The 23,095-nt window shown below is 66.8% G+C and carries 24 protein-coding genes and 2 tRNA genes; 14 read left to right on the top strand and 12 right to left on the bottom strand.

What is annotated here, in order from left to right; all coding sequences use genetic code 11:
* Positions 1-7: 7 nt before the first annotated feature.
* Entirely contained in the window at positions 8-697 is a 690-nt protein-coding gene (locus DVK03_RS10980; RefSeq protein WP_115802939.1) for a hypothetical protein, read from the bottom strand.
* 174 nt (positions 698-871) lie between these two features.
* Positions 872-1,510, bottom strand: a complete 639-nt coding sequence (locus DVK03_RS10975; RefSeq protein WP_004062538.1) for a hypothetical protein — start codon at positions 1,508-1,510, stop codon at positions 872-874.
* 219 nt (positions 1,511-1,729) lie between these two features.
* Between DVK03_RS10975 and DVK03_RS10970 the strand changes: the two genes are divergently transcribed.
* The 6 genes from DVK03_RS10970 (at position 1,730) to DVK03_RS10945 (ending at position 8,948) form a co-directional block, all read left to right on the top strand.
* Positions 1,730-3,313, top strand: a complete 1,584-nt coding sequence (locus tag DVK03_RS10970) for an ABC transporter substrate-binding protein (RefSeq protein ID WP_233521777.1) — start codon at positions 1,730-1,732, stop codon at positions 3,311-3,313.
* Positions 3,314-3,316: 3 nt separating this feature from the next.
* Positions 3,317-4,315 (top strand): ABC transporter permease, encoded by a 999-nt coding sequence (locus DVK03_RS10965; RefSeq protein WP_004062536.1) that lies wholly within the window; start codon positions 3,317-3,319, stop codon positions 4,313-4,315.
* Between the two features lie 6 nt (positions 4,316-4,321).
* Positions 4,322-5,386 carry an ABC transporter permease gene (locus DVK03_RS10960; protein WP_115802937.1) on the top strand — a complete coding sequence of 355 codons (1,065 nt, stop codon included), beginning with the start codon at positions 4,322-4,324 and terminating at the stop codon, positions 5,384-5,386.
* Between the two features lies 1 nt (position 5,387).
* Positions 5,388-6,578, top strand: coding sequence for an ABC transporter ATP-binding protein (locus DVK03_RS10955; RefSeq protein WP_004062534.1), 1,191 nt, complete (start codon positions 5,388-5,390; stop codon positions 6,576-6,578).
* Positions 6,571-7,902, top strand: coding sequence for an ABC transporter ATP-binding protein (locus DVK03_RS10950; protein ID WP_115802936.1), 1,332 nt, complete (start codon positions 6,571-6,573; stop codon positions 7,900-7,902). The genes DVK03_RS10955 and DVK03_RS10950 overlap by 8 nt, the downstream gene beginning before the upstream one ends.
* Positions 7,903-8,012: 110 nt before the next feature.
* Positions 8,013-8,948: a DMT family transporter gene (locus tag DVK03_RS10945; RefSeq protein WP_004062532.1), complete on the top strand. Its 936-nt coding sequence runs from the start codon at positions 8,013-8,015 to the stop codon at positions 8,946-8,948.
* A 12-nt stretch (positions 8,949-8,960) separates the two neighbouring features.
* Here the strand turns inward: DVK03_RS10945 and DVK03_RS10940 are convergent, their stop codons facing one another.
* A complete protein-coding gene (locus tag DVK03_RS10940) occupies positions 8,961-9,260 on the bottom strand; it encodes a hypothetical protein (protein WP_004042347.1) in 300 nt (99 codons plus the stop codon).
* Between the two features lie 346 nt (positions 9,261-9,606).
* Between DVK03_RS10940 and DVK03_RS10935 the strand changes: the two genes are divergently transcribed.
* From DVK03_RS10935 to DVK03_RS10920, 4 genes are all read left to right on the top strand, one after another.
* Positions 9,607-9,873 (top strand): hypothetical protein, encoded by a 267-nt coding sequence (locus DVK03_RS10935; protein WP_004062531.1) that lies wholly within the window; start codon positions 9,607-9,609, stop codon positions 9,871-9,873.
* Positions 9,874-10,061: 188 nt separating this feature from the next.
* Positions 10,062-11,045 (top strand): aldo/keto reductase, encoded by a 984-nt coding sequence (locus DVK03_RS10930; RefSeq protein WP_004062530.1) that lies wholly within the window; start codon positions 10,062-10,064, stop codon positions 11,043-11,045.
* A 60-nt stretch (positions 11,046-11,105) separates the two neighbouring features.
* Entirely contained in the window at positions 11,106-11,666 is a 561-nt protein-coding gene (locus DVK03_RS10925; protein ID WP_115802935.1) for a DUF1684 domain-containing protein, read from the top strand.
* A 53-nt stretch (positions 11,667-11,719) separates the two neighbouring features.
* Positions 11,720-11,908: a hypothetical protein gene (locus tag DVK03_RS10920; protein WP_004042355.1), complete on the top strand. Its 189-nt coding sequence runs from the start codon at positions 11,720-11,722 to the stop codon at positions 11,906-11,908.
* A 177-nt stretch (positions 11,909-12,085) separates the two neighbouring features.
* On the opposite strand, the gene DVK03_RS10915 is transcribed toward DVK03_RS10920, so the two are convergent.
* The 3 genes from DVK03_RS10915 to DVK03_RS10905 all read right to left on the bottom strand — a co-directional run bounded on the left by DVK03_RS10915 (position 12,086) and on the right by DVK03_RS10905 (position 16,537).
* On the bottom strand, positions 12,086-12,553 hold the full coding sequence (locus DVK03_RS10915; protein WP_115802934.1) for a type IV pilin: 468 nt from the start codon (positions 12,551-12,553) through the stop codon (positions 12,086-12,088).
* On the bottom strand, positions 12,554-12,982 hold the full coding sequence (locus DVK03_RS10910; protein WP_115802933.1) for a type IV pilin: 429 nt from the start codon (positions 12,980-12,982) through the stop codon (positions 12,554-12,556).
* Between the two features lie 453 nt (positions 12,983-13,435).
* Positions 13,436-16,537, bottom strand: a complete 3,102-nt coding sequence (locus tag DVK03_RS10905) for an adenosylcobalamin-dependent ribonucleoside-diphosphate reductase (RefSeq protein ID WP_115802932.1) — start codon at positions 16,535-16,537, stop codon at positions 13,436-13,438.
* A gap of 535 nt (positions 16,538-17,072) precedes the next feature.
* Between DVK03_RS10905 and DVK03_RS10900 the strand changes: the two genes are divergently transcribed.
* Positions 17,073-17,285, top strand: a complete 213-nt coding sequence (locus DVK03_RS10900; protein WP_004042362.1) for a hypothetical protein — start codon at positions 17,073-17,075, stop codon at positions 17,283-17,285.
* A gap of 90 nt (positions 17,286-17,375) precedes the next feature.
* Here DVK03_RS10900 and trpG read toward each other — a convergent pair whose 3' ends face one another.
* Genes trpG through trpD form a run of 4 tightly spaced genes read right to left on the bottom strand, consistent with a single transcriptional unit; the run spans position 17,376 to position 21,220 of the window.
* Positions 17,376-17,990 carry an anthranilate synthase component II gene (gene trpG / locus DVK03_RS10895; RefSeq protein ID WP_004042365.1) on the bottom strand — a complete coding sequence of 205 codons (615 nt, stop codon included), beginning with the start codon at positions 17,988-17,990 and terminating at the stop codon, positions 17,376-17,378.
* Complete coding sequence (trpE, locus tag DVK03_RS10890) at positions 17,987-19,561, bottom strand: anthranilate synthase component I (RefSeq protein WP_115802931.1); 1,575 nt, start codon at positions 19,559-19,561, stop codon at positions 17,987-17,989. The genes trpG and trpE overlap by 4 nt, the downstream gene beginning before the upstream one ends.
* Positions 19,558-20,223, bottom strand: a complete 666-nt coding sequence (gene trpF / locus DVK03_RS10885) for a phosphoribosylanthranilate isomerase (protein ID WP_115802930.1) — start codon at positions 20,221-20,223, stop codon at positions 19,558-19,560. The genes trpE and trpF overlap by 4 nt, the downstream gene beginning before the upstream one ends.
* A gap of 1 nt (position 20,224) precedes the next feature.
* Positions 20,225-21,220, bottom strand: a complete 996-nt coding sequence (gene trpD / locus DVK03_RS10880; RefSeq protein ID WP_115802929.1) for an anthranilate phosphoribosyltransferase — start codon at positions 21,218-21,220, stop codon at positions 20,225-20,227.
* A 240-nt stretch (positions 21,221-21,460) separates the two neighbouring features.
* On the opposite strand from trpD, the gene DVK03_RS10875 reads away from it, so the two are divergent.
* The 3 genes from DVK03_RS10875 (at position 21,461) to DVK03_RS20060 (ending at position 22,028) form a co-directional block, all read left to right on the top strand.
* A tRNA-Val gene (locus DVK03_RS10875) sits at positions 21,461-21,535 on the top strand.
* A 45-nt stretch (positions 21,536-21,580) separates the two neighbouring features.
* Positions 21,581-21,655 (top strand) — tRNA-Val (locus DVK03_RS10870).
* Between the two features lie 223 nt (positions 21,656-21,878).
* Positions 21,879-22,028: a hypothetical protein gene (locus tag DVK03_RS20060; RefSeq protein WP_004042373.1), complete on the top strand. Its 150-nt coding sequence runs from the start codon at positions 21,879-21,881 to the stop codon at positions 22,026-22,028.
* Here DVK03_RS20060 and DVK03_RS10865 read toward each other — a convergent pair whose 3' ends face one another.
* Positions 22,029-22,538 carry a DUF2062 domain-containing protein gene (locus tag DVK03_RS10865; protein ID WP_115802928.1) on the bottom strand — a complete coding sequence of 170 codons (510 nt, stop codon included), beginning with the start codon at positions 22,536-22,538 and terminating at the stop codon, positions 22,029-22,031.
* A 119-nt stretch (positions 22,539-22,657) separates the two neighbouring features.
* Positions 22,658-23,095: a CBS domain-containing protein gene (locus DVK03_RS10860; RefSeq protein WP_115802927.1), complete on the bottom strand. Its 438-nt coding sequence runs from the start codon at positions 23,093-23,095 to the stop codon at positions 22,658-22,660.

Raw genomic sequence — 23,095 nt, 5'->3', positions numbered from 1 at the left:
GAAACGCTCACCCGAACTCGGCCCACGCGACGGCGACGCCCAGCCCGACCGCCGGCGGGGCCGCGTAGAGCGCGAACGTCGTCGAATCCGGCGGCGAGAAGCACGCGGCGAAGGCGACGAGACAGAGGAGCGACAGCCCTCTCGTCCGCCCGGCGAGTCGCCGCGAGAGCGCGCCGGCGCGGCGTAATCCGAGCAGAAGCGGGGCGACGGCCGCGCCGCCGCCGACCGCGACCGGGAAGAACAGTTCGAGTTCGAGCGTCGACTGTCGGGAATCGGCGGCTACGCGGCCCCACTCGACCAGTACGTCGACGAGGCCCGGCGCGAGCTGCCGCGCGGCGACGGTTCCGACGAGGAAGCCCGCGGCGGCGAGCGCGAGCCACCCCGAGGCGGCGCGGAGGTCGACCGCCGGGTCGCGGTCGACGAGGGCGACGAGCGAGACGCCGGCGGCGAGAGCGCCGGCGAGCGCGCCCAGTTCGAGCCGGACGAGGAAGGTCGGGCCGCCGACGCCGACGACAGTTGTCGAAACACCGGCGGTCGGTGAGAGGAGCCCCGGGTCGCGGACGGCGACGACGACGACGACGGCCGTCAAGAGTGAGGTGATGACCAGTCGGCGCGCGTGGCGGCGCGCGGTCGCACCGAGCGGCGAGAGCCCGCGTCTCCGAGGGTCGAACGCGCCGACGGTCTCCGCGGGGTCCATACGTCCGGCGTCGTCGCTCCGTGTTGTCAACTTTTTGATGGAGGAGTGACCGGCCGGAGAGGGGACGGTCGCCCGACGGTGGCGGCCCGGAACGGCGCCGCCCCGGTGGGACTGCTCGCGCTCGGCGGCCCACTCGATGGACGGGGCGAACGTGGGGTCGTCGACGACCTGCGTTCAGTCGCTCGCGCGCCCTTCGAACCGCGAGGGCGGGAGGTAGCTCACGTCGGTGCCGGAGTCGGCTTCGAACTCCGGGGGGTCGGGGAGCACGCAGCGGTCTGCCCGCCGGTTGACGTGTTCGTACTCGTTCGGCGCGTTCGCCAGCGGGTGCGCGGGGTTCTCTCGGCTGTCGATTCGCGCGGCGCGAAGCTCTCCGAAGCCGGCGATACGGGCCTGAATCCCCCGCCAGTGGTGTTCGCTGCCGGCGGGGACGACGATTCGCTTCGGTGACTTCCAGTCGGGGTGGTCGCCGGCGAGGACGGCGTTGTTGACGTTCGCGGCGAGGTCGTCGTGGTCGACGAGGACGCCGACCCGAGCGCCGGGGGGCGCGCGATGGGCGAGCACGTCCAGTCCGAGGTGAAGTGCGCGATACTCCGAGACGTTGTTGTCCGGCGGCACGTCAGGGAGTGCGATACGGGCGACTCGCTCGCCGTCGCGGGTCTCTATCACCGCACCGAGTCCACCGCCGTTCGGGCGATACGACCCGTCCGTCGCGACGTAGAAGTGCCGTTGATGCGTGCGCGGCGGGTGTGCGATGTGAGGCGTCGGCGACTCGTCGAACAAGTCCCGAAGTGTGGGACGGCCGGTCACGGCCATACGAACGTTTCGGAGATGGGGCGTAATAAACGTACCCCGTATCTGAGGTGCGATGCGCCCGTGTCAGAAGTCGATTCCTCAGTGGGATAACTATCTGTAATATATTCTCAGAACGCTATACGAAGTCGGGGCACAGGCAATGGATATAAGAACGGTCAACTCAATGTGCCTTCGATGGCTGACAACACTTCGCATACTAGTCGACGTTCATACATTAAGTTGGCAGGCAGCGCGGCGGCGGCAGCGGCGCTCGCGGGCTGTACCGGTAACGGCGGGGAGGAATCGGAGACCACGGAGACGACGACCGGCGGAGACGAGACGGAGACCGCCGAGACGACGACGACCGAGGACAGCGGTTCGTTCGACGTGACTATCACGCAGGGTCAGATGCCCTCCGGCCTCGACCCCCAGGACCACCGCGAGACGTCGACGGATATCGTCGTCCTCCACGCGTACGAGGGCGTGTTGACCCGCGACGCGGCGGGGTCGATTCAGACCGCGCTCGCGACGAACTACGAGCGCATCGACGGGGAGAACGCGGTCCGCTTCGACCTCCGCGAGGGCGTCACGTTCCACAACGGCGACGAACTCACCCCCGAGGACGTCGCGTACAGCATCAACCGCGTCGTCGACGAGGAGGTCGGCTTCGCCAGCCCGCAGAGCGACCAACTCGCCGGCGTCTCCGGCGCGGAGGTCATCGAGGGCGAGAACGCCGTCAGGGTCAACAACGCGTCTCTCAACCCCATCGTGTTCTCCGAGTTCGCGACCTACCTCGACGTGATGCAGCGGTCGTGGGTCGAGGAGAACGACAAGGCGTACATCAGTCAGCACATGAACGGTACGGGGCCGTTCCAACTCGACTCGTACACCGAAGACGAGGAGGTCGTCCTCACGGCGTACGAGGACTACTGGCGGGAGCCCGCGGCGGTCGACACGCTCACCTTCCGCGCCGCGTCCGAGGCCAGCACGCGCGTCAACCAACTCTTGCAGGGCGAGACGGACCTCATCGTCAACGTCCCGCCGCAGGAGGTCCAGCGCGTCACTAACTCCGACAACGCCCGCGTCGCCGCGTCCCCGTCGACCCGCATCATCTACAACGGGATGCGCTACGACGTCGAACCGTTCGACTCGATGGAGTTCCGGCAGGCGATGAACTACGCAATCGACCTCGAAAGTATCGTCCAGAACGTGCTTGAGGGCTTCGGCACGCAGACAGGCCAGCCAACCCTCCCCGAGTTCGTCGGGCACAACCCCGACCTCGACCCCTACCCGTACGACCCGGACCAAGCCGAGCAGTTGGTCGAAGACTCCGGCTACGCCGGCGCGGAAATCGAGCTTCACACGCCGGTCGGTCGCTACCTGAAGGACCTCGAAGTCGCGCAGGCGGTCGCGGGCTACATCGACGAACTCCCGAACGTCACGGCGACGGTCCGCCAGCGCGACTTCGGGTCGCTCGTCGACGAACTGCTCGCGGGCAGTATCGAGGCCCGCCCGCCGTGGTTCCTCATCGGCTGGGGCGAGGCGACGTTCGACGGCGGCCTCGTCATGGAGGCGCTTCTCTCCTCCGACGGGACGCTCACGACGTGGCAAAACGAGGAGTTCGACGCGCTGCTCGAACAGGCCGGCAACCAGTCCGGCGAGGAGCGCGAAGCGACGCTCCAAGAGGCGAACGCGATGGCCCACGAGCAGTGCCCGTGGATATTCCTGAACCAGCAGTACAGCGTCTACGGCGTCAACGACGCCATCGCGTGGGAGGCCCGCTCCGACGAGCGCATCGACGCGTACGCGATGAGCCAGCAGTAGTCGATGTCGCTGTCGAGGTTCCTCATCAAACGCTCGCTCCAGGGGCTGTTCGTCATCTGGGGGGTCATCACGGTCGTCTTCGGCCTCCGGTTCATCTCGCCGGGGGACCCGGCGAACGTGCTGTTGCCGCCCGACGTTGACCCGGAGGTCAGAGCGCAGGTCATCGCCGAACTCGGGCTGAACGAGCCCCTGTACGTGCAGTACTGGGAGTTCATCTCGGGCATCCCGTTCGGTGACCTCGGCCTGTCGCTCGTCACCCGGACGCCGGTCTCGGCCCGCGTCGTGGCGAGACTCCCGGCGACGCTGGAACTCGCCATCGCGGCGACAGTCGTCGCCGTCGTCATCGCGATTCCGCTCGGCGTCCTCTCTGCCACGCGGCGTCACGAGCCGGCGGACTACGGCGCGACCGTGTTCTCGCTGGTCGGCATCAGCACGCCGAACTTCTGGCTGGGCGTGATGCTCATCCTCGTGCTCGCGGTGCAGTTGGACGCGTTCCCGACCAGTCAGCGCCCCATCGGCCTCGACGGCATCGCGGTGCTTCTCGCCGGCGGCGACGTGGGCGCGGCGATACGCGGCTTCGGGACGTGGCTGTGGCATATCACGCTTCCCGCAATCACGCTCGGGACGTACTTCACCGCGCTCATCACGCGGCTCACCCGCAGCGGAATGCTCGACCAACTCGGACAGACCTACGTCCGCGCGACGCGAGCGAAGGGGCTCCCGGAGACGCTGGTCCGCTACAAGCACGCGCTTCGGAACACGCTCATCCCGGTCATCACCGTCATCGGACTCCAACTCGGCACCCTCATCGGTGGGGCCGTCATCACGGAGGCCGTCTTCGCGTGGCCGGGACTCGGGTCGCTCATCATCAACAGCATCAACGCCCGCGACTGGCCGGTCTTACAGGGCTCGCTCATCGTCGTCGCGGTCGGGTTCGTCCTCGTGAACATCCTCGTTGACGCCCTGTACGCCTACGTCAACCCGCAGGTGGCCTACGATTAACGCTCTATGATATCGGAACGCACACGCAGAAACCTTCGCCGGGAACTCAGACGGAGTCTCCTCGCGAAACTCGGCATCGTCGTCGTCGTCCTCATGGTGGCGATGGCCATCTTTGCCCCGTTTATCTCGCCGTATAGCCCGTCTCAACAGGACCTCGACAACGCCCGGCAACCGCCGCTCGGCTTCAGCACGACGGAGACCAGAGAGGTGACGCAGATGGAAAACGGGAGCGTCGTCATCGAAGACGGGCAGGTCGTCACCGAGACGCAGACCGTCTACACGAACGCGACGCTCGCCCACCCGCTCGGCACCGACGGCAACGGGCGAGACATCCTCTCGCGCATCATCTACGGCGCGAGAACGTCCATCCTCGTCGGCCTGTTCGGCACGTCGCTCGCGGCGCTCATCGGCGTCCTCGTCGGGCTGTCGGCGGGGTTCTATCGCGGGCGCGTTGACGACGTGCTGATGCGGAGCGCGGACATCATGCTCGCGTTCCCCTCGCTCGTCCTCGCAATCGCCCTCGTCGGCGTCTGGGGGCAGGCGCAAGCGCCAATCCCCGACCCGTTCGTCGCCACCGGAATCGCCCCGGTGTTCCGCTCGGCGGTCGGGTTACCGACGGGCATGCCGGAGACGGTCGTCCTCCCGGGGACGGTCATCGTCGTCGTCGCGCTCGTCAACTGGGTGTGGTTCGCCCGCGTCGCCCGCGGCGAGGCGCTCTCCATCCGCGAGGAGGAGTACGTGAAGGCCGCGAAGGCGCTCGGCGCGAGCGACGGGCGGACGGTGCTCAGACACGTCCTCCCGAACGCCATCACGCCAATCCTCGTGTTGGCGACGATTCAGGTGGCCGCCATCATCCTGCTCGAATCGGCGCTGTCGTTCCTCGGCTTCTCCGGGGCCGACGTGTCGTGGGGCTTCGACATCGCCCTCGGCCGGCAGTACCAGTCCACCGCGTGGTGGATTTCGACGATGCCCGGCCTCGCCATCGTCGTGACGGTCATCGGGCTGAACCTCGTCGGCGACTGGCTCAGAGACGCGCTCGACCCCGGCATCGAAGGGGAGGGGGGCGTCTGAGATGGCCGACACGATTCTCAGCGTCCGCGACCTCTCCACCCGCTTTTTCACCGAGGAGGGGCAGGTCAACGCGGTCGAACACGTCTCGTTCGACGTCGAAGACGGCGAGATATTCGGCATCGTCGGCGAGTCCGGCTCCGGCAAGTCCGTGACCGCGCTGTCGGTCATCGACCTCATCGAGTCGCCCGGCCGCGTGACGCAAGGCGAGATATGGTACCGCAACGCCGACCTCGCCGAGGAGTTCCGCGAGTCGAAACCGGACGCCGTCGACGGCGACCTCGTGGACATCCGACGGCTCCCGGAGGGCGTCCGCCGGTCGCTCCGCGGCCCGTCGTTCAGCATGGTGTTTCAGGACCCGATGAGCAGCTTCAACCCCTCGATAACCGTCGGCGAGCAGATAGCCGAGGCGGTCGAGGTCCAGCGCCGCGCCCGGTCGAACCCGCGCAGCACGCGCTCGCGGACGCAGGGCTACGGCCTCGGCTCGCTCCTCGTGGACTCGCTTCTCCCCTCGAAGAGCTACGTCGACGACGAGAGCATGGACCGCGCGGTCGAACTGCTCGACCAAGTCGGCATCCCCGACCCCGAGGACCGCGCCGAGGAGTACCCCCACCAGTTCTCCGGCGGGATGCTCCAGCGCGCGATGATTGCGCAGGCGCTCGCCGGCGAACCGGACGTACTCATCGCCGACGAGCCGACCACCGCGCTCGACGTGACAATTCAGGCGCAGATTCTCAACCTCCTGCGCGACTTGCAGGAACAGGAGGGGATGAGCATCCTGATGATAACCCACGACTTGGGCGTCATCGCCCGGATGTGCGATCGTGTCGGCGTCATGTACGCCGGCGAGGTCGTCGAGCGCGGCCCGCTCGCCGACATCTTCGACGACCCCGTCCACCCGTACACGCAGGGACTGTTGGGGTCGATTCCGGACGTGGACGACCCCTCGGGCCGCCTCGAACCCATCTCGGGCAACGTGCCGAGCCTGCTCGACTCGGAGATGCCCGACGCGTGTTACTTCGCCGACCGGTGTCCCAAAGCCATGACCGACTGCCTGACCCGCATCCCAGAGTACGAACTGGACGGCCGACACAGCGTCCGGTGCGTCCTCGCCGAACAGGAGTACGACCCCGCCGACGCCGTCGATTCGGTCGACGGGGGCGAGGCGGCCGGGGAGGTGAGCGCCGATGACTGAGTCGCTCCTCGCGGTTCGGGACCTCCAGAAGTACTACTTCGAACAGGACTCGTTCGTCGACAGCCTCCTCGGGCGCGACCCGACGAGCGTCAAGGCCGTCGACGGCATCTCCTTCGAGGTCGAACGCGGCGAGACGCTCGGCCTCGTCGGCGAATCCGGCTGTGGGAAGTCCACGACCGGAGAGACGCTGCTCCGACTCCGCGAGGCGACCGGCGGCGCGGTCACGTTCGACGGAAAGAACGTCTTCGAGATGGACGACGACGAACTCAAGGCGTTCCGCCGGGACGCCCAAATCGTCTTCCAGGACCCGTTTTCGAGTCTCGATCCGCGGATGACCGTCGGCGACATCGTCGCCGAACCGCTGAAGATTCACGGGATTCCCGAGTCCGCCGACGGCGAGTCCAAACGCGAGTGGCGGCGCGACAGGGTCACGGACCTGTTAGAGCGGGTCGGCCTCTCCGCGAACCACTTCGACCGCTACCCCCACGAGTTCTCCGGCGGCCAGCGCCAGCGCGTCGGCATCGCTCGCGCGCTCGCGCTCGAACCGGAGTTCATCGTCCTCGACGAACCGGTGTCGGCGCTCGACGTGTCCGTGCAGGCGCAGGTGTTGAACCTGCTCGACGATTTGCAGGAGGAGTTCGGGCTGACGTATCTGTTTATCGCGCACGACCTCTCGGTCGTCCGCCATATCTGCGACCGCGTCGCCGTGATGTACCTCGGCAACATCGTCGAACTCGGTCCGACCGACGACCTGTTCGAGTCTCCGAAACACCCCTACACGAAGGCGCTGTTGGAGAGCGTTCCCCGACCCTCCACGGCCGAACACGGCCGACGGGTCGAGGCGCTGCCGGGTGACGTGCCGTCGCCGCGAAACCCGCCGTCCGGCTGTCGCTTCCGGACTCGGTGTCCGGAGGTCATCCCCCCTGACGACCTCGCCATCGAACAGGGGAGTTACCGCGCCGTGATGGACCTTCGGGACGCTCTCGCGGTCGGTGACGTGAACCAAGACCATATCTGGGACGCTGCCGACCCCGACCGGGAGGACACGGAGGCGTTCATCGAGGAGGCGCGCGCGCGACACGTCGACGACGAGCTCCACGACGAGGTCGCGAGCGTCGTCGACACGGCGCTCGGCCACCTCGCGGAGGGCGAGGTCGACCGCGCCAGCGAGACGCTTCGGGACCGCTTCGAGAGCCCCTGTGAGACGCGACGCCCCGGCGTCGGTGACGTGCCGCATCCCGCGGCCTGCCACCTCTACGAGGGTTCGGACGAGGTGATAGTCGTCGAGACGAACGCCGGCACGGCCGCCGAGGCCGACGACTGACTCGGATCCAGCGGGCGACGAGTGCTGGCCTCGGCCGACGCCGCCCTCGCGGCACCGGCGAAACCGCCCCGTAACGAAACGTTCAGGCCCCTACCGGGCGCACCATCGCTGTGACACGGTATCGAAACGTCGGTCTGTTCGTCGTCCTCGCCGCCGTCTGGGGGTCCGCGTTCATGGCGATCAAAGCCGGGCTGGAGTTCTTCCCGCCGGTGCTGTTCGCGGCGCTCCGGTACGACGTGGCGGGGGTCGTGATGCTCGCCTACGCGCTGTACGCCACCGACTCGCCGCTCCCGCGCGGCAGAGCCGAGTGGACCGAAGTCGCCATCGGCGCGGTGTTCCTTATCGCCGCGTACCACGCGCTCCTGTTTATCGGCGAGACCGACCCCACCGTGACGAGCGCCGCCGCCGCCGTCATCGTGAGCCTCAGTCCGGTGCTCACGACCGGATTCGCGCGACTCCTGCTTCCGAGCGAGCGACTCACCCCCCTCGGCGTCGTCGGCCTCCTCCTCGGACTCGTCGGCGTCGCGGTCCTCTCGGAACTCGACCCGAGCAACCTCCTCGCCGGCGGTACGGTCGCGAAACTCCTCATCTTCGGCGCGGCCGCGGCCTTCGCCCTCGGCTCCGTCCTGACACGTCGGGTCGACTCGGAGCTGCCTATCGAGACGATGGAGGCGTGGTCGATGCTCCTCGGCGCGGGTCTGATGCACGTCGCGTCCCTCGGCCTCGGCGAGCGCCCCGGGGCGGTCGTCCTTAACGTCCAGTCGGTCGCGGCGCTCGCGTATCTCTCACTCGCGGCGAGCGCGCTCGGCTTCCTCATCTACTTCGACCTGCTCGCCCGCCTCGGTCCCATCGAAATCAACCTCGTCTCGTACGTCGCCCCCGTCTTCGCGGCGCTCTCCGGCTGGGCGTTCCTGAGCGAGGTTCCGACACCGTCCACGGTCGGCGGGTTCGCCCTCATCTTCCTCGGGTTCGTCCTCCTGAAGCGCGGGGCGATTCGGCGCGAACTCCGCTATCGATTCGGTGACGGTGCCCGCGCGACCGACTGAGTGGGCGCGCGGCTACGCGTCCGTCGCGTCCGTCGCGTCAACCCGCTCGACCGTCTCCACTTCTCCGATCATCGTCCAGCCGTCTTCGCCGGGACGCTGTCGACCGACGACGACCGCGTCGTTGTGCTCCGTCGTCGCGAACCGATAGACTGCGTCGTCGCCGTCGAGTCCGCCTTCGGCCTGAAAGTCGGTCTGGAAGAATTCCGCGCTCTCCAGCGTGAACGTGCCGTCTATCTCCTCGCCGACGACGAGGCGCATAGCGTTCGGGTGGATGTTGTACATGCGCTTTGCGACGCGATTGAGGTCGGGCATACCCCGACAGTTGCGCCCGCGGGCTAAATCCCTGCGGGAGCGACGCCGACCGAACCATCCGTCGGACCGCGGGCGACGTGTCGGGCTCCCGACCGTATCGAGCGCCGCGTTCGAACCGGAGAAAACCCGCGGAAATTCAGGGTTCGACGACCGTTCAAGAACGCGTGACTATTCCGTGAATAAAAGAGTTAGGCGAGGTTATGAAGTATTAGGCGGCCGCTCGTCTATCGATGAAACTTCACATTTACCGGATAGTCGTGGGTAAACGAGTATGAAACGAGTCGAATTCTCGCACCTAATTATGACCCCTCCGCTCCATGTTGTAGTCGTAGGTGCCCCCCAACCAATGTCGAACTCCCCATCCACGGTCCCCCGTGAACGCCTCTCCCAACTCCGCGAGGTCGTAACGGAAGAACGGCCGCTCCGCCTCGGCTTCGAACTCGTCGCCGCACCGCTTCGGTTCGTCGGCTTCTGGGCCGCAGTCGCCCTCCCGTTCCTGTATCTTCCCTTGCTGTTCGGCGGCCTCGAAGCCAGCGAGTTCACCGTCTTCGGAGCGCTTCTCGCAGTCAACGCGCTCGCGCTCGTCATCGGCCACAACTACGCCCGTTCGTAGACGCGGTCGTACACCGGCGCGGGTCGTGGTTTGCGACAACGAACTGCGTTTTCCCTCCATCTCCGCGGCCGTCCTCTCGTTTCCCGTCTCTCGGGCTCTGTGCGGCCATCCGGCCACTGCCGGATGTCCCTCACGTTCGACCATCGGGAACCGAGTCGCTTTACCGCGGTCCGGTCTTCGGAGTCAGTATGTCGCTTTCGATGGTTCCACTGGGACGGACCGGAACGACGGTCTCCGAGCTCGCGTTCGGGACGTGGCGGTTCGGTCGGCAGAACGACGACGGCGCGGTCGAGGTCGGACGCGACCGCGCCCACGAGCTGCTCGACGCCTACGCCGCCGCCGGCGGGAACTTCATCGACACCGCCGATATGTACGGCGACGGTGCCAGCGAGACGTACATCGGCGAGTGGCTGGCCGAGCGCGACCGCGAGGAGTTCGTCGTCGCGTCCAAGGTTTTCTGGCCCACCCGCGAGGACGCCAACGGCCGCGGGCTCAACCGGAAGCATCTCCGCCGCCAGATAGACCGCATTCTCGACCGGCTCGGCACCGACTACGTCGACCTGCTGTACATCCATCGGTGGGACGACGAGACGCCGGTCGAGGAGTTCATGCGGACGCTCGACGGGTTCGTCCGCGACGGGAAGGTGAACTACCTCGGCACCTCGACGCTCGAACCCAACGCCTGGAAGGTCGTCAAGGCGAACGAACTCGCCGACAAGCGCGGCTACGAGCCGTTCAAAGTCGCCCAGCCGCGGTACAACGCCGTCAACCGCGAGATAGAGGGGAACTACCTCGATATGTGCGCCGACTACGACATCGGCATCGTCCCGTGGTCGCCGCTGGCCGGCGGCTTCCTCACGGGCAAGTACGCCCGCGACGAGCGCCCGCCCGCGGACTCCCGAGCGGCGAACGACCAGCGATTCGCCGACTCGTATCTCACGCCGGCGAACTTCGACGCGCTCGAACAGGTCGAGGAGGTCGCCGAGGCGGTCGGCGCGTCGCCCGCGCAGGTCAGCCTCGCGTGGCTCATGCATCACCCGCAGGTCACCGCGCCGATTGTCGGCGCGCGAACGGTCGACCAGCTCGGCGAGAACGTCGTGGCCGCGGACATCGACCTCACGCCCGACCAGTTCGAACGCATCTCGGTCGCCAAGCGTCACTTGTCCGCGTAACAGCTTCGGAAGCGGCCCCGAACCGTCAGGTGTAGGTGTCGTCGGCGGGTATCGGCGCGCATGACCGACGACGCGTTCGACGCCGACGCCTACGTCTCCGAGCTCCGGGCGAAGCGCGAGGAGAAAGACGACTTCTTCGGGTCGCACCCGCAGTCACCGATTCCGCCGGAGGAACGGGACGACTTCGACGGCCTCGACTACTTCGACCCCGACCCCGACTACCGCGTGACCGCGTCAGTCGAGACGCACGCCGACCCCGAACCGGTGACGATGGACACCTCGACCGACGGCGAGGTCCGGTATCTCCGCGTCGCCACGTTCCACTTCGAACTCCGCGACACCGACCTCACCCTCGGCGCGTACCGTCAGGAACACGACGACTCGCCGACGCTGTTCGTCCCCTTCCGCGACAAGACGACGGGACAGCAGACCTACAACGGCGGTCGGTACATGGAACTCACGCCCGACGCGCCCCTCGACGAGTTGGAGGAGGTCGTCGTCGACTTCAACCTCGCGTACAACCCGTTTTGCGCGTTCACCGAGACCTTCGAATGTCCGCTTCCGCCGGAGGAGAACTGGCTCGACGTGGTCGTTCCTGCTGGCGAACGGGACTACGAGTAACCCGGCGAATCAAAAGCGCAAGTTCCATATCGGACGCTTCCGGAGAGACCGACATGGGACTGCTCAGTTCGAAGAAAGCCGTCATCGGGATGGTGCTGATGATCGTCGGGACGCTCGCTATGCTGCCGGGAATGCTGCCGAACTCCGCGCAGGTGATGTCCTACGCACTCGTCGTCGGTGCCGGCGCGCTCACCCTCGGAACGTGGATGGTCGGCACGTCCGAGGACGGCCGCCCGGTCTGAGACCGGCGCGTTCCCCGTTGTAACGGCGAAGAATCGGCTGTTCTCGCGACGACGTAGTTTGTCCGTCTGATCGGGTGTCAGCGACGCGGCCGGACGCGCGCCGCAGGAGTCGAATCAGCCGCGGCTCGGTGGGTCGGCCAGTCGGAAGAAAACGATGCCGCGAAGGCTGTGTCGCGTTCAGGCGTCGGGGCCGGACCAGCTCTGGAGGGTGGCGGAGTTACTGCCACTCTCGGAGGTCCAGATGACTCGAACAGTCGCGGTCGAGAGGTCGTCGGCGTTCTGCTCGACAACCGTCGCTTGGCTCCCGGCGGTAATCTCCGAATCCGAGGTTATCGATTCCCAGGTCTCGGTCGTCCCGCTCGCCCCTGCGAGTTGACCCGCGGAGTCGTTCAGGGCAACCGAGGAGGTGATGTTGACCTGCGCGGCGTCGATTGACGTCCCGCTCTCGTGGGTGACCGTGAGGGCGGTGCCGTTGTAGTCGAAGCCGAAGCTCGCCTGCGGAGCAGTGTCGCCGACCTGGTCCCCGAGGCCGAGGACGAACGTCCCGATGACGGCCGCGAGGATGACGGTAATCGCGACCATGAGGATGACGCCGATGACCGGCGACACCGCGTCGTCTTCCGCGAGGAGGTGTTTGAAATTCATCTATCCGTTGTAGGTCCACTGCTGGAGCGTAGAGGACGTACTGCCACTCTGCGAGTTCCAGACGACGCGAACGGTGTCGCCGTCAGCGAATCCACCAGACTTGTTTGCAATGGCGGACCCTCCTGCTGTGATCGGGTCGGAACCACCGAGATCGGTCCAGTTACTACCGGAGTCGTCGAAATCACCAGTCACTGTCACCTGATTTGCGGCAATCTGTTCGCCACTCTCGTGGGTGATGGTCAGATTTCCTTCTCCGTTGTAATCGAAGCTAAAGCTCGCCTGCGGCGACGTTTCGCTGACTTGGTCCCCGAGGCCGAGGACGAACGTCCCGATGACGGCCGCGAGAATCACTGTAATCGCCACCATCAGGATAACCCCGATGACGGGACTGACTGCACGGTCTTCCGTGAAGAGATGTTTGAGTTGCATGCGTTATGTCCGACACCCGGACGGTATCGCTCGCCGAAGACGCCGGTGGCGCGGTCGTCGCTGCGCGACCAGCATCCCTGCCCGGCACCCGTCGCGGTGTGTCCACCCGACTCGTATCCGCGGGATAACTTAAATCTACGTACCAGATTAATGGTCAATTTCGCCCTCGAATTCGGGCATTAATATAGTGTTTATATTGTGTTTAAGTCCCTAACCACTCCCTTCGAGAGAGAATTTTAAAGAACATCTGACACGTTCTCGGAGGTTTCTTTTCTATCCCGTGTTCGTCGCCGTGCTTACCGGTCGGTCACGACCCCGGCTGTCCCCGTTCACGACCGCGTCGAACACGGCGACGAGAGACGAGATAGTACGAACTCGCGGAGCGGAGACACAAAAGAAAAACGCGGAACGAACGTGACGAGACCGCGACTGCGACGGGGTACTACCTCGCGTTCAGCACTCGGACCAGCCGCAGTTCTGGCAGGTCTTACAGCCTTCGGAGTAGTAGAGGTCCATCTCGCCGCACTCGGGACACTCGGGGCTCTCGCCCGCCGCGAGCAGGTCCGCGACGGCGTCGTCGTCGGACCCGTCGTCGACGGCGACGCCGCCGTCGGTGTCCGCGTTGGCGTCCTCGGCCGCGGCGGCCTCGGCTTCGACCTCGGTCAGGTTCTGCTGTTGCGGGTAGCCCTTGTCGATGTCGCCGTCGAGATACCGCCGCATCGCGGTCCCGATGGCGTCCGGGATGGAGTTAATCTGCTCTCCTTTGTCCCAGGCGACCTTCGGGCTCCGGATACCCTTGAGTTCGTTCGCAATCTCCTCGGGGTCGACGCCCGAGCGGAGCGACGTCGAGACGGTCTTGGCGAGCGCCTCGGTGAAGGAGGCGGTGAAGCCGCCGGAGTTGCCGATGTTGGCGAACAGCTCGAACGGCTCGCCGTGTTCGTCCTCGTTGATGTTGACGTAGAGCTTCCCGTAGCCGGTGTCGATGCGCTGGGTGACGCCGTACAGCACGTCCGGACGGGGGCGCTTCTTGCCCACGTCGCTCGGGGAGTCGGCGAAGGCGAGTTCGAGTTCGCTGCCGATGAGGTCCGAGACCTCCTCGGAGTCGAGGAACGCCTCCACGTCGCCGAACACGTCGCGAATCTGCGAGACGATGGCCTCGGCGGCCTCCTCGTCGTCGGAGAACTCGGTGTTCTTCGCGCGCGTGGTGAGCACCTGCTTCGAGCGGGTGCCGTCGCGGTAGACGGTGACGCCCTTGCCGCCGTGGTCGTAGATGTAGCGGTAGACCTCGTCCATGTCCTCTTTCGAGGCGCTGTTCGGGAAGTTACAGGTCTTCGAGATGGCGGAGTCGACGCCGCTCTGGAGGGCGCACTGGACGCCCGCGTGCTCGATACCCGCGAGGTCCGAGGTCACGACGAACAGTTCGGAGATGGCGTCCGGAACCGTCGACAGCGAGGAGAGGCCGTCGAACTGGTTGCTCGCCATCTGCTCTTGTGCCTCCTCCTTTACGGCCTCAACGTCGATGTCGTTGGCCTCCAGCACGCGGAGGAAGTAGTCGTCGAACTCGACGAGCATCTCGTCGCCCTGCACGTCGTCGGAGACGTTCTTGTAGTAGGCGACGTTGTAGATGGGCTCACAGCCGCCAGTGGTGTTCGACACCATCGACGTGGTGCCCGTCGGGGCGATGGTCGTCGTGTTGTGGTTGCGGATGGGGTAGCCGTCTTCCCAGTCGTCGGCGGACTCGCCGGTGTGGTGTTCGAACCACTCGCGGTACTCGGTCGGGTTCGCGTACTTCGAGTCCTCCCACGCCTCGAACGGGCCGCGTTCTTCGGCGAGTTCGTGGGACGCCCGCTTGGACCCGTGGTTGATGTGGGTCATGAGCTGCTGGGCGATTTCGTTGCCCTCGTCGGAGCCGTAGCGGACGCCGAGCTGGATGTACAGCTGAGCGAGACCCATGATGCCGAGCCCGATTTTGCGGAGTTCGCGGACCTTCTCCTCGATTTTCTCGACCGGGAAGTCCGACATCGTGACGACGTTTTCGAGGAAGCGCGTGCCGCTTTCGATGCGGTGGTTGAACTCCTCCCAGTCGACGGCGTCTTCGAGGAACGCCTCCGTCGCGGCCTCCAGCGAGTCGTACTCGTCGCCGTGGGCGTCGTACCAGACGCGCCAGTCGGGCGAATCCTCCGCGACGAGTGTCGAGAGGTTGATGTGGCCGAGGTTACACGCCTCGTACTCCTCCAGCGGCTGTTCGCCGCAGGGGTTGGTGGCGAGAATCTGGTGGTCGGGGTGTTTCTCGACGTCGAAGGAGTGCTCCTTGTTCGCGCGTTCGAGGTAGACGACGCCGGGTTCGCCGTTCTCCCACGCGCCCTCGATAATCTGGTCCCAGAGTTCCTTCGCGGGGACCGAAAGCACCTCGCCGACCTCGACGTACTCGCCGAGACCGAACATGTCGTAGATTTCCTTCGTCTGGGGCGTGGCGACGTGCGGCTCTTCGGTGCGGGGGTTCGTGAAGACGAACTCCTCGTCGTTGTACAGCGCCTCCATGAAGCCGTCGGTGATGCCGACGGAGATGTTGAAGTTCGAGAGGTGGCCCTCGACGGCGTTGCGGAGGTGCTTGGGGACGCGGCCGTCCTCGTCGATGAGTTCGCGCGCCTCGTCGAGCGCGTCGACGAACTTGGTGTGGGTGAAGTCGTCGGGGTCGTTCAGGCGGAGCGTGTGCGCGAGCGACACGTCCTTGTTCTTCGCGTGGAGGAACTGGATGACGTCGGGGTGGCTGACGCGCATGACGCCCATCTGCGCGCCGCGGCGCGCGCCGCCCTGCGCGATGGTCTCGCACATCTGGTCGAACGTCCGCATGAACGTGATGGGGCCGGAGGCGATGCCGCCGGTCGAGCCGACCGCGTCGCCGTAGGGGCGGAGCTTCCAGAAGGCGTAGCCCATGCCGCCGCCGGACTGGAACACCTCGGCGGCCTCCTTGGCCGTCTGGTGGATGTCCGTGATGTCGTCGGCGGGTGAGTCGACGAAACAGGCCGAGAGCTGCTGGAGTTCGTCGCCGGCGTTCATGAGCGTCGGCGAGTTCGGCATGAAGGAGAGCTGTTCCATCAGCTCCTCGAACGTCTCGCGCTTCTCGACGACGACCTCGCGTACCTCCTCGGGGAGTTCGGGGACGAGGGTGTCGTAGGCGAACTTGTTGACGTTGTAGACCGAAAGCGTCGTCTCGGCCTCGTCGTCGTCGGCCGTGACGCCCTTGCCGAAGACCTCCGCGGCGAGTTCGTCGCGGCGCGGGTGATCCGGCTTGATGAGGTCGGGCGTGACCGTGAGTTCGATGTCGCGTTTTTCGGCCTCGAAGACGGCTTCCGCGAGCGCGATGTTCTTCGCGACGCGGGGGAACAGGTCCTCCTGCGTCTCGACGAGGTCGCCGTCGGCGTCCTTGCGGAGGTAGCGGGCGGGGAGAATGTTGTTGTAGGCGTTGCCCGTCATCCGCGCTTCGAGGGTCTCGCCTTCGGTCCGCTTGACCGGCAGCACGAGTTCGTCCGTCGAGAGGTTCGCGTCGCTCATCTTACTGTCCCTCCCGCCCGAGCCGCGTTCGAGCGAGGTCGCGTCGATAGTGTCCGGAAATTCCGCTCATTGGTGACGATATTGGTGTGTGTTGCGTGGTTGGTTAAGGGCTTCGAACTCGGAGGTTCGACCGCCGAACGTATCATAATTAGTTCAATTACGACGACGGCCGACGACCGGGTCCGAACTGCACGGATTCATACGACGGACGGAAACCACATAACCGTAGGTAGAGCGGAGTGGAAGTGAAATTGTGACGCCAAAAATCGCAAGACGTAGCGGTGATATCCAGTAGAACGTGAGGGGGGAGCCAGGGCGTCTGAACCCGTCACATGGTGAACTGTCCCGCATCACCGGAGAGGATATAAAGGAATCCCGGACAGTCGACAGCCACATAACTATCAGAATTCGTATGTTCGAATTTCGCAGTCACTCAGGGGTTCCGAAATCGGTCGTTTCGGCGGGAAAATCACACCGGAACCGCGCGACGAGACCGCCCACAAGCTTATCCGCTCTACGGGTGTCATATCGGGGTATGGTACTGACTCCCCTCGCGCTCACCCCGTTACAGCTCGGCGGCCTGCTGTCCGGGCCGCTCGGTCAGATGCTCGTGGTGCTCGCGGCCGTCGCCGTCGTCATCCTCGTCGGCCGGCTGTTCCTCAAAATCGCGTGGCGACTGGTCACTATCGCCGCCATCGTCGTGGGCGCGCTGCTGTTGCTCTCGTTTTTCGGCATCAACGTCCTGTAACCGCGGGAGAACAGGCTCCGGTCCGCGACCACGCGAAAGCCGCGAAGGCCGCGGTCGCGGCCGAACCGACGTGGCTGACGCGCCTTCGTCTCAGGCCACGTCGAAGCCGGCGACCGCCGTGAGGAAGTTTCTGACGACGCCGTGTCCCGACCCCGTGAGCACGCTCTCGGGGTGGAACTGGACGCACTCGATGGGGTAGTCGCGGTGGCGGACGCCCATCACCAGCGCCTCGCCGTCGTGGTCGGTCGTCGCCGAGACGTCGAAGCAGTCGGGGACGTCCGTGGCGACGAGCGAGTGGTAGCGCCCGGCCGGGAAGCCGTCTTCGAGGCCGGCGAAGACGCCCGCGCCGTCGTGGTCGACGGGGAACGCCTTCCCGTGAATCGGCTCCGGCGCGTGGCCGATGGTGCCGCCGTAGGCGTACACCGCGGCTTCGAGGCCGAGACAGACGCCGAGGGTCGGAATCTCGGTCGACAGCTCCGTGAGCACGTCGTTGGTCACGCCCACGTCGCGGTCGTTTTTCGGGTGGCCCGGCCCCGGCGAGATGACGATGGCGTCGGGGTCGAGGTCGCGTATCTCGTCGAGCGACGCGGTGTTCTTGCGCACCTCGATGTCGAGCGGTTCGCCCTCGACGGTCTGCTCGGAGAAGTACTCCACGAGGTTGTACGTGAACGAATCGAAGTTGTCGACGACGACAAGCCGAATCATTGCGACGCCTCCTCGGTCCCGTACTCGATGCGGCGGACGGCGTCGAGCACCCCGCCCATCTTCTGTTCCGTCTCCTCGTACTCCGCGGTCGGGTCGGAGTCTGCGACGATGCCGGCACCCGCGCGGACGGTGATGGCGTCGTCCGCGCCGCCGGAGTCGACCGTCGCGGTTCGGATGACGATGGCCATGTCGGCGTCGCCGGTCCACGAGTAGTAGCCGACGCCGCCGCCGTAGACGCCACGGGGCTCGGCTTCGAGGTCGTCGATAATCTCCATCGCGCGGACCTTCGGCGCGCCGGTGAGCGTCCCCGCGGGGAACGTCGCTCGCGTGGCGTCGAAAGCGTCGGCGTCGGGGTCGAGCGTCCCCGAGACGGTCGATTCGATGTGCTGGACGTGGCTGTACTTGATGATGCTCATGAAGTCCTCGACGCGGACGCTCCCGGGCGTCGAGACCCGGCGCACGTCGTTGCGGCCGAGGTCGACGAGCATCGTGTGCTCGGCGCGCTCTTTCGCGTCCGCGAGGAGTTCGCCGGCGAGGCGGCGGTCCTCGACCGGGCCGGACCCGCGCTGGCACGTCCCCGCGATGGGGTTGACGACGACGCGGTCGCCCCTGACGGAGACGAGCGTTTCGGGGCTCGCACCGACGACGCGCCGGTCGCCGTGCCGGAGCAGGTACATGTACGGCGAGGGGTTCACCTCGCGCAGCGAGGCGTACAGGCCGACGGGGTCGACCTGCCCGCGGAGTTTCCGGGTACGCGAGATGACGCCCTGATAGATGTCGCCGTCGCGGACGTGTTCTTTCGTCTGCCTGACCGCGGCCTCGTAGTCCTCGCGCGAACCGGCGTCCTCGCCGGTCCGCTCGAAGCCGCCGGGGGCGGGGTCGTCCGCCGCGCGGAGCTTTTCCGCGACGCGCTCGGCCTCGGCGACGACGCCGTCGTACACTTCGCCGGGGTCGTCGTCGGGCGAGACGACGGGGGTACAGACGAGGCGGACGGCGTCCTCGCGGTGGTCGAACGAGAGGGTCCGGGTCGTGAGGACGAACTCGGCGTCCGGGTCGTCCGTGTCGGGGCGCTCGCGGCCGACCTCGTCGAGCCAGAGGTCGTAGACGGCCTCGTAGGCGAGGAAGCCGACCAGCCCGCCGGTGAGCGTCTGGCGGTCCGTCTCGGGGAAGTTGACGCGCGGGAGGTCGGGGAGCGCGCCGCGCAGGGAGTCGAGCACGTCGCCGTCGCCCGCGCCGACGAACTCCGCGGCGGGGCCGCCGAGGTCGGTCACGTCGACGCCGTCGGGGCCGACCGTCACGACCGCTTCGGGGTCGTAGCCGACGAACGAGAAGCGCGCGTGGGAGTCGGCCGCCGTCGCGGGCGCGGAGAACGCGCCCTGCGGGTTGCTCGAGGAGACCTTCTCGGCGCTCTCCAAGAGGAAGCCGTAGTCGCTGCGGTCCGCGAGCGTCGTGTACGCGGCCAGCGGGTCCACGGACACGTCGAGGTCGGCCACGAGGTGGGTCACGACCGGTCCGTCCGCGTCGCCGGCGAGGGAGACGAACTCCTCGCGGTCGGTGTCGGGGGCCGTCACGCGACGACCCCCTCGTGGTCGTCGACCGCTCCGCGAGCCGTCTTCGCCGCGGCGACGAACGCGCGGACCGCGTCGTGGTCCTTGACGCCGCCGGAGGCCTCGACGCCGCTCGCGACGTCGACGCCGTAAGGTTCGACGGTTCGAACCGCCTCGACGACGTTGTCTGGCGTCAGGCCGCCAGCGAGAATCACGGGCGCGTCGACCGCCGCGACGAGGTCGCGCGAGGCGTCCCAGTCGTGAGTCTCGCCGGTGCCGCCCGCGCCCGAGTCGGAGGGCGTGTCGACGAGGATAGCATCGACGACGGGCGCGAGGTCGCGTGCGCTGGCGAGGTCGGTCGCGTCGACGACCGGGACGACGCCGACGCCCGTCGCGCGGAGCGAGTCGAGGTCGTCGGCCGCGAAGTCGCCGTGGAGTTGGAGCACGTCCGGGCCGACCTCGCGGGCGAGGTCGCGGGCGTGGTTGATGGAGTCGGGCATCGTCACGAGGGTGGTCGTGAGGAACGGCGGCGCGGCGGCGAACAGTTCGCGGGCGCGCTCGCGGGGAATCTCGCGGGGCGTGTCCACGGGCACGTCGCAGATGGCACCGACCGCGTCGGCACCGGCCGCGTCGACGGCGGCGAGGTCGGTTTCGTCGGTGACGCCGCACACTTTGACGCGGGTCATCTCACGCCTCCCGAAGCGCGTCGAGTTTGGCTTTCGCGGCACCGGAGTCGATGGCGTCGCGGGCGACTTCGACGCCCCCCTCCAGCGAGTCCGCGAGGCCGGCGACGTAGATTGCCGCGCCGGCGTTGGCGAGGATGAGGTCGCGCTTGGGTCCGGTCACGTCGCCGGTGAGGATGCCTTCGAGGTCGTCGGCGTTCTCCTGCGGCGTGCCGCCGGCGACCGCCTCGATGGGGGCCCGTTCGAGGCCGAGGTCGGCGGGCGTGAGGGTGTACTCGGTGATTTCGTCGCCGTCGATTTCGGCGACCGTGGTCGCGTCGTGGAGCGCGATTTCGTCCATGCCGGAGCCGTGGACGACGAGGGCGCGCTCGACGGGCATGTGCGACAGCGACTCGGCGATGACGGGGACGAGGTCGGCGTCGTAGACGCCGAGGACCTGCGCGTCGGCCCCGGCGGGGTTCGTCAACGGGCCGAGGACGTTGAAGACCGTCCGCATGCCGAGTTCCTTCCGCGGGCCGATGACGGCCTTCATCGCGGGGTGGAACACGGGTGCGAGCATGAAGCCGACGCCGTTGTCCTCGATGCACGCCTCGACGGACTCGGGTTCGGCCTCGACGTTCACGCCGGCGACCTCCAGCACGTCGGCGCTCCCAGAAGACGAAGAGACGGAGTAGTTGCCGTGCTTGGCCACTGCCGCGCCCGCGCCGGCCGCGACGAGCGCGCTCGTGGTCGAGACGTTGATGGTGTTGTAGTCGTCGCCGCCGGTGCCGCAGGTGTCGACGAGCGGGCCGCGGTCGGGCTCGATGGTCAGGGCGGCGTCGCGCATCCCCTGCGCGAACCCCGCGATTTCGGCCTCGGTCTCACCTTTCGCCCGGAGCGCGGCGAGGAGCGCGCCGATTTGCGCCTCGGTCGCGTCCTCGAAGACCGCCCGCGCGGCGTCGCGCGCCTCCTCGACAGTCAGGTCCGCACCGCCGGTCACACGTTCGATATAATCCTGCATTGGTAATCACCGATGTACTTCTTCGGGTTACGATGTACAAATTCGTACATCGGCTTAAGCGTGTCGGGCTGGCGAAAATCGCCGGCATCGGCCGGTCGGCGCGCGGGTCGAATCGACCGCCTCGGACGGCGGGACCGCGCTGTGACCCGAATCGCCGCACGTAGTCCGATTCGAAAGCTTAAATTGTAACCCCGGACAACGGAGAGATGCGTCCGAACGGACGCGGGAAGCACCGTAACCGGGTTGGTGGTCTAGTCTGGTTATGACACCTCCTTGACATGGAGGAGGCCGGCAGTTCAAATCTGCCCCAACCCACTCCTCTTCCCGCGTTTCGACGTTCGACGATGTTCGCAACACACCGGGTTGGTGGTCTAGTCTGGTTATGACACCTCCTTGACATGGAGGAGGCCGGCAGTTCAAATCTGCCCCAACCCACTTCTCTCCGACGCCACGGCCGCGAGAGACCTCTGTGTCTCTCGCGTCGGCGTCGTGTACGTGGTTCCGGGCAGATTTGAACCAGCGAGCGAACGCAGTGAGCGAGTGTGGTTCACGCGAGCGAAGCGAGCGTGTCACCCGACACAGCACACCACAGCATCCACCCGAACAGACGGCCTCCCGCACCACCAACCACTATGCCGTCCGCCCGCGAACCCCGCCCATGGCCCTCCTGCAAATTCCCGGCGGCCCCGAACTCGTTATCTTGGCGCTGTTGCTCCTCATCCCGCTCGCGCTCGTCTATCTGGGCTACAAGCTCGTCCAGTCGCTCCGGGCGTTCGAGGAGGGCAGAGAGGAACAGTCACAGCGGTAGTCACGACGGCACGTCGGGTCGGGCGTCGTCGCTTCGACTCTCGGCGGCTCCCGCCGGCGACGCCGACCGCTGTCGCCGGTGGTGCAGACGCGCCAGTTGGAGCGTCACCGCGTAGCCGACGACGGCGAGGACGGCGGCGAGAATCGTGTTGCCGACGAGCTGTCGGAGGAGGATATCGAGGCCGGAACTGAGCGACACGTCTGCGACCGAGGCTCCCGAAACCGGCCCGAGCAGATGCGAGCCGAGCCAGAAGCTCGCGCCGTAGACCGCCCACTTGACGGGCGGGTTGAACACGACGAGCGTGGCGACGAGCGCGAGTCGGCTCGCCCGCTCGACGAAGTAGCCGATGAGGGCGAACAGCGCGAGGGCGGTCCCTGCGGTCGGCATGGCCACGAAGAAGACGCCGAACGCGAAGCTGGCGGCCACCTCGTGAGGTGTGTGGTCCGCCGCGAACGCTCGTTCGAGGCCGGACCTGACGCGGGGACGAATCGACGCGAGACGGTCGTACACTCGACGTGACTAGATGCGAGACGGCGTTATCAACGCTTCGCCGGGGATGGGTAGTAATAGCGGTTGCCGTGGGACGACCGGCGACCGGCGACCGGATACCGGCGGGCGACGGGCGGCGGTCAGCGGAATCGGCGGTCCGACTCCCACTTGTCCTTGAGTTCTATCATCTGGCCGACGCCGCGGGCCACGTCCGAGAGGTGGAAGGCGATGTCCGTGGCGGTCACGATGCCGACCATCTCCGAGCCGTCGACGACGACGAGCTTTTTCACCCTGTTTTCGCGCATCTGCTCGGCGGCCACGCGCGTCGTGGAGTCCGGCCGAATCCACTTGATGGGACTCGACATGACCGCGCGGGTCGGGACCGCAGAAAGCGGCTTCCCGCTCGCCACGCCGGCGCGGAGCGCGTCCGATTCGGTGACGATGCCCGCCGGACCGCCGTCGGCCATCACGACGACGCTCCCCGCGCCCTCGCGGAGCATGGTCTGCGCGCAGTCCGCGACGCTCGACCCCAGTTCGACGGTCGCCACCTCCTCGGTCATGATGTCGTCGACGCGCAT

The organism is Haloferax sp. Atlit-109R (genome assembly GCF_003665865.1).
Taxonomy (GTDB): Archaea; Halobacteriota; Halobacteria; order Halobacteriales; family Haloferacaceae; genus Haloferax; species Haloferax volcanii.
The sequence above is the reverse complement of the archived record's forward strand: the minus strand, read 5'-3'. Positions and strand labels throughout refer to the sequence as shown.

Excerpts from the sequence above, each read along its gene's own strand:
- DVK03_RS10980 (WP_115802939.1), bottom strand. The coding sequence starts at position 697 with ATGGACCCCGCGGAGACCGTCGGCGCGTTCGACCCTCGGAGACGCGGG.
- DVK03_RS10975 (WP_004062538.1), bottom strand. The coding sequence starts at position 1,510 with ATGGCCGTGACCGGCCGTCCCACACTTCGGGACTTGTTCGACGAGTCG.
- DVK03_RS10965 (WP_004062536.1), top strand. The coding sequence starts at position 3,317 with ATGTCGCTGTCGAGGTTCCTCATCAAACGCTCGCTCCAGGGGCTGTTC.
- DVK03_RS10960 (WP_115802937.1), top strand. The coding sequence starts at position 4,322 with ATGATATCGGAACGCACACGCAGAAACCTTCGCCGGGAACTCAGACGG.
- DVK03_RS10955 (WP_004062534.1), top strand. The coding sequence starts at position 5,388 with ATGGCCGACACGATTCTCAGCGTCCGCGACCTCTCCACCCGCTTTTTC.
- DVK03_RS10950 (WP_115802936.1), top strand. The coding sequence starts at position 6,571 with ATGACTGAGTCGCTCCTCGCGGTTCGGGACCTCCAGAAGTACTACTTC.
- DVK03_RS10940 (WP_004042347.1), bottom strand. The coding sequence starts at position 9,260 with ATGCCCGACCTCAATCGCGTCGCAAAGCGCATGTACAACATCCACCCG.
- DVK03_RS10935 (WP_004062531.1), top strand. The coding sequence starts at position 9,607 with ATGTCGAACTCCCCATCCACGGTCCCCCGTGAACGCCTCTCCCAACTC.
- DVK03_RS10930 (WP_004062530.1), top strand. The coding sequence starts at position 10,062 with ATGTCGCTTTCGATGGTTCCACTGGGACGGACCGGAACGACGGTCTCC.
- DVK03_RS10925 (WP_115802935.1), top strand. The coding sequence starts at position 11,106 with ATGACCGACGACGCGTTCGACGCCGACGCCTACGTCTCCGAGCTCCGG.
- DVK03_RS10920 (WP_004042355.1), top strand. The coding sequence starts at position 11,720 with ATGGGACTGCTCAGTTCGAAGAAAGCCGTCATCGGGATGGTGCTGATG.
- DVK03_RS10915 (WP_115802934.1), bottom strand. The coding sequence starts at position 12,553 with ATGAATTTCAAACACCTCCTCGCGGAAGACGACGCGGTGTCGCCGGTC.
- DVK03_RS10910 (WP_115802933.1), bottom strand. The coding sequence starts at position 12,982 with ATGCAACTCAAACATCTCTTCACGGAAGACCGTGCAGTCAGTCCCGTC.
- DVK03_RS10905 (WP_115802932.1), bottom strand. The coding sequence starts at position 16,537 with ATGAGCGACGCGAACCTCTCGACGGACGAACTCGTGCTGCCGGTCAAG.
- DVK03_RS10900 (WP_004042362.1), top strand. The coding sequence starts at position 17,073 with ATGGTACTGACTCCCCTCGCGCTCACCCCGTTACAGCTCGGCGGCCTG.
- trpG (WP_004042365.1), bottom strand. The coding sequence starts at position 17,990 with ATGATTCGGCTTGTCGTCGTCGACAACTTCGATTCGTTCACGTACAAC.
- trpF (WP_115802930.1), bottom strand. The coding sequence starts at position 20,223 with ATGACCCGCGTCAAAGTGTGCGGCGTCACCGACGAAACCGACCTCGCC.
- trpD (WP_115802929.1), bottom strand. The coding sequence starts at position 21,220 with ATGCAGGATTATATCGAACGTGTGACCGGCGGTGCGGACCTGACTGTC.
- DVK03_RS20060 (WP_004042373.1), top strand. The coding sequence starts at position 21,879 with ATGGCCCTCCTGCAAATTCCCGGCGGCCCCGAACTCGTTATCTTGGCG.
- DVK03_RS10860 (WP_115802927.1), bottom strand. The coding sequence starts at position 23,095 with ATGCGCGTCGACGACATCATGACCGAGGAGGTGGCGACCGTCGAACTG.